Below are 4464 nucleotides of genomic sequence, written 5' to 3'. Positions count from 1 at the left end.
TCCATCTGAAGCTAAATCTAAAATATCGTTAATTTTATAATGTTTCATATATGAAACAATAACATCTCACTTGTCTTTAAATAAATTTAAGTACATTTTGGCTCATTCTAAACATTGTAAATCATAATGATTTTTATGATGGGAAATACGACAATTAGTGGGTTTACAATTAACTCAATCAAATGATGTTGTTATTTCATTTCAAGTTTTATTAATATACAAACTTTTATATTCTGTCATTTTATCTATACTCCTTAATTCTTTTTGCGTAAACCTAATGCTCAATGTTCATCTGTAATATCATTTACCGTTACTGGATAAGCTCGTATCATTAATTCTTGTAATTTATTAATAATTTTTTTATTTAATTTTTTCATCAAATATTTTCCTTCCTGTAAAAAAAATAACACTCCTTTATTGCTTAATATTTTGATATTTAATAAATAATTTATTTTATTATTTATTTACTTCGCCGCCCGCTTCACTGCAGGTGAGCGGGGGCGGTAAGATATTTTGATATATTTTAACCCCCACGGAAAGAAACTGAAAAATAGTTTACCCAGTTATTAATTACGCTTCATCCATCCCTAGACAACTTTATATAAAGAAAATAACCTTTTGGAGCTCCAACCCTCTTGTTTTTTTAGTGTCCGATATTGTTTTTTTCGGTTTAACAGCACTCTTTTTATGAAAACAAGCAAAAAACACGCGCTCTGACATTTCGCAAGTGATTAATCTTGCCGATAATTAAAGAAATAAATAGGATAGTAAATCCAATCGCTTTCACACTTTCTTTAAGGCTTCGTGCCATAGATGAGTTATCCATCTTTAAGCATCAAAATATTAAGTTTTAGATTGCATTATTCATCAGATATTACCTTTATTAAAAATGATATTATTAGTTGTTAAACCGAAAAAATATAATAAATCACAGAAAGGAAATTATAAAAATTAACTAATTTGTAGGGAACAATAGATTAATTTTTAATTTAAAGATACTATCTGATGAATAATGCAAATAAAAAAATCGCTATAATAAGCGATTACTTTAATTTATATTTAATTACTTTATTTATAATTTTTATAAAACCTAAGCTTTTTTCCGGCTACCTAAAATTTTAATTAAATCTAAATTTTCAATTTGATGAATCTCATCTCTTGAGCGAGTTAACATTTGCTGCAAATATAATACCAAAATAAATAAGGCAAATAAATCGACAATTAATGTTGTAATAGAATAAATTTGTTGAAACAATTGACGCAATTTAATATTTTCTTCCAATATTATTGTAATTGATAATTTTGAAGTATTATTAATAATATTGAAAAGAATTAAAATAATAGCAAAACGAATAACATTGCTTTTTTCATCTTGACGGGTTAAAAGACCACATAATTGTAAACTAGCAATAAAAATCGTTATTACTAAAATAGTTAAAATAATAAATAATTCTTTATCATAACAAAGATTTACATCATTAAAATTATTAAGAATAACTGGTCCAATAATAACAAATGGTGAAGCATAAACAATATATAACAAAAGTGAAACTAAACGCCGACTATTGAAAATCATAGCTAGGGTAATCGTTAATTGTACATATGAATATCCTGTTAATAATATTCGATAATAACTTGGATCAATTGAATAATCTGGTACTAACACTAAATTTCAAATTAATTTACTAAAGAAAAAGGTACTAATTCCCCCAATAATTGAAACACAATTTAGTAAACTACGCGAAGCACTAATTTTTTTACTTTTATAATGTAAAAAAGTTCATGATGAAAGAATTGTAAATAAAAAAAGGCAGCAAAAATAAACATTAATAAAAAGAACTTAAAGACACCATCACTGACATATCTATTTTCAAGAATTCATTGACGAATAAAAGGGTTACTGCAAAAGTCTTTAAATAAAATATCATCAAATGAATAATTCATTAATGTTTTGTCCCCCCTTTTTGTAAATTTCTCCACTATCATTATACTCTACTTTTGCAGAAAAAAAGAAAAACAATTATTAAAAAGTTGAAAAAATGGAAAAGCCAACGCTATACTCTCGCTCATGACTAATTGAAACATGAACAAGTTCATTTTGTTCTAATGAAAGTCCTTCAACATGAAGGTTATTATCATCTTTTAAACAAATTGTTACTTGGTTTAAAATTAACTTACTTTCTAAGGCTTTAACTAAAGCTTCTTTTGCCGCTCATCGTCCTGCTAAAAATTGTCGTTGAGTATTTTTATCAAAAAAAGTTGCATATTGTTTTATTTCAGCTGGACTTAATACTTTTTGAATAAATGCTGTCGATAATTTAATTCGTTTATTTTGAATAATATCAATACCAACATTTTTAATCATAATTTTTTCCTCCGTTTGATAACTTACTAATATTTTAACAAAAAAGGTTGAAAAACGATATAATAATTTTATAAAAGAAAATAATGAGGGGCATCATATGAATAATATCAGTTTTAAGAAAGTTGATTCCACAATTATTAAAGCAATTATTACTACTTATCAAAATTACGCAATTCATAATAAAGATTCCAATAAAACTAATGTTTTTAATAAAAATGGGATTATTATTACAATTTATAAAACAAATAGTGTTTTGTTTCAAGGCTATCAAGCTGAAAAAGAAGCAAAACGTTTTTTTCCAACCTTAATGAATCCCTTACCAAATAAAAATGTTTCTATTCCAATGACATATTTTCAAAAAGATGTGATTGGTAACGATGAAGTTGGTGTTGGCGATATTTTTGGCCCGCTAGTTGTTACTGCTTCTTATCTTCCGCTTGCAACTTTTAATGAATTAGCAAAGTTACCAATTAAGGATAGTAAAAAGATGACAAAACAGCAGATTTTAAGTTTAGCCCCAATAATTAAAAAAATGGTCAAAAGTGTTACTATTATTATTAATAATGAACTTTATAACAAATGATATGCTAAATATCAAAACGCTCATATTATTAAAACCTTAGCGCATAATCAAGCTTTAGTCCAATTATTAGCAAAACATCAGTTGAATAATAAAACAATTTTTATTGACCAATTTGTTAACCAAACAAAATATTTTGAATATTTACAAAAAACTAAAACAAGTACAATTATCAAAGATAACCTTGTTTTTATTACTAAAGGAGAAGAAAAATCATTAGCCATTGCTTGTAGCGCGATTTTAAGTCGTGCCGCCTTTCTAATTAAAATTAATGAACTTGCAACAAAATATCATTTATCGTTTCCCTTAGGGGCTAGTGAAGATGTTAAAGCGCTAGCACGTAAATATAAAAAACTGCTACCAGCAACTACTTACACTCAATTTTTAAAAGAACATTTTAATTTAACAAAAAAATAATCCTTCTAGAAGGATTATTTTTCATCTTCATCAAAAGCAATTATTTCATTAGGAATTATTTTTGCTTTATATTTTAATGGTTGCTGATGTGTTGCTAAATAAGCATCAAAATCTGCTTTCGAATATTTATGATTATTTAAACATAATGTTGCAATTACAATATCAAACACAGGACCAATAATTCAAATTCAATTAAAACATACTAAAGCAATTGAACAAAAGCCAACCACAATTCGAGCTCAATAAAGATTTTTTAATCCTAAGATGGCAAAAGCTAAGACAAGTTCTTTTTGATAAGGATAATTTAAGATTTTTGACCACATATCACGATAAACATAATATAAAACGGAAAAAATAATATTAAAAATAGCAACTACAATCGCTAGAATCATAGCAATTTTACCTTTTTGATCTAATTGGCGATGTTGTTTAATATTTATCATAATTTTAATTTGATCAACTTTGGTAATATTATTTTCTTTAATTTGCTTACGAAAATAAAATAAGTTATTAATTCAGATATAAAAATATTGAAATGAAGTACATAAGGTAAAAATTAACACTGAGCCAACAGCTAATAAGGCAAAACCATTTGTTGCATAAAAATTTAAGAAAAAATAAGGAAATAGAGTATTGTCTGGTTGGTGGTCACTATGTCGAATATAACCACGAATTAAAATACAAATTAAATATAGGGTCGGATATAAACAAATTAATCAATAATTAGTTTTATGATGGGTTTCAAATTTGTAAAATGTATCACCAGCGGTAACAATATAACTTAAAATCATTACAATCGTAATAATGGTATGCAAAATAAATGTTGAAATTCATTAATAAACACCCATATTTGTTACTATATCACCTTGCACTGCTAACCCTAATCAAAATACTAGCATTGTCATTGTAATATAAACTGTTACCATTAAGCGAATAATAAAATCTGGTTTTGTATTTTTAAATTTTTTTTGAATGTAAATTGTACTATGAAGTGTAGCAGTTCATTTAATATCATTATAACATCAATAAAATAAATGTTCAATATAATTTATTTTAAAAAAATTTAGTAGTTTTGTCTTAAATTTATTAATTTTGACACACC

Annotated in this window: 7 protein-coding genes and 1 pseudogene; 1 reads left to right on the top strand and 7 read right to left on the bottom strand. The window is 25.6% G+C overall.

Annotation, left to right across the window (positions count from 1 at the left end; all coding sequences use genetic code 4):
• The 5 genes from D9R21_RS04525 to D9R21_RS04515 form a co-directional block, all read right to left on the bottom strand.
• Positions 1-240: hypothetical protein (locus D9R21_RS04525; RefSeq protein ID WP_148108828.1), on the bottom strand; the 240-nt coding region annotated here is incomplete at its 3' end.
• A 14-nt stretch (positions 241-254) separates the two neighbouring features.
• The gene (locus D9R21_RS08540; protein WP_255416616.1) at positions 255-377 is read right to left on the bottom strand and encodes a hypothetical protein; all 123 of its coding nucleotides are present in this window, start codon (positions 375-377) and stop codon (positions 255-257) included.
• Between the two features lie 713 nt (positions 378-1090).
• Positions 1091-1666, bottom strand: a complete 576-nt coding sequence (locus tag D9R21_RS04520; protein WP_241568773.1) for a hypothetical protein — start codon at positions 1664-1666, stop codon at positions 1091-1093.
• A gap of 62 nt (positions 1667-1728) precedes the next feature.
• On the bottom strand, positions 1729-1944 hold the full coding sequence (locus tag D9R21_RS08405; RefSeq protein WP_241568772.1) for a hypothetical protein: 216 nt from the start codon (positions 1942-1944) through the stop codon (positions 1729-1731).
• A gap of 79 nt (positions 1945-2023) precedes the next feature.
• Complete coding sequence (locus tag D9R21_RS04515; protein WP_126821272.1) at positions 2024-2365, bottom strand: holo-ACP synthase; 342 nt, start codon at positions 2363-2365, stop codon at positions 2024-2026.
• A 97-nt stretch (positions 2366-2462) separates the two neighbouring features.
• On the opposite strand from D9R21_RS04515, the gene rnhC reads away from it, so the two are divergent.
• Positions 2463-3362 carry a ribonuclease HIII gene (gene rnhC, locus D9R21_RS04510; protein WP_126821271.1) on the top strand — a complete coding sequence of 300 codons (900 nt, stop codon included), beginning with the start codon at positions 2463-2465 and terminating at the stop codon, positions 3360-3362.
• A 14-nt stretch (positions 3363-3376) separates the two neighbouring features.
• Here the strand turns inward: rnhC and D9R21_RS04505 are convergent, their stop codons facing one another.
• Complete coding sequence (locus D9R21_RS04505) at positions 3377-4153, bottom strand: hypothetical protein (RefSeq protein WP_241568771.1); 777 nt, start codon at positions 4151-4153, stop codon at positions 3377-3379.
• Positions 4154-4195: 42 nt separating this feature from the next.
• Positions 4196-4464 (bottom strand): annotated as a pseudogene (locus tag D9R21_RS08400) (hypothetical protein); the annotation flags it as partial.

This window comes from Spiroplasma endosymbiont of Megaselia nigra (genome assembly GCF_003987485.1).
Taxonomy (GTDB): Bacteria; Bacillota_I; Bacilli_A; order Mycoplasmatales; family Mycoplasmataceae; genus Spiroplasma.
The sequence above is the reverse complement of the archived record's forward strand: the minus strand, read 5'-3'. Positions and strand labels throughout refer to the sequence as shown.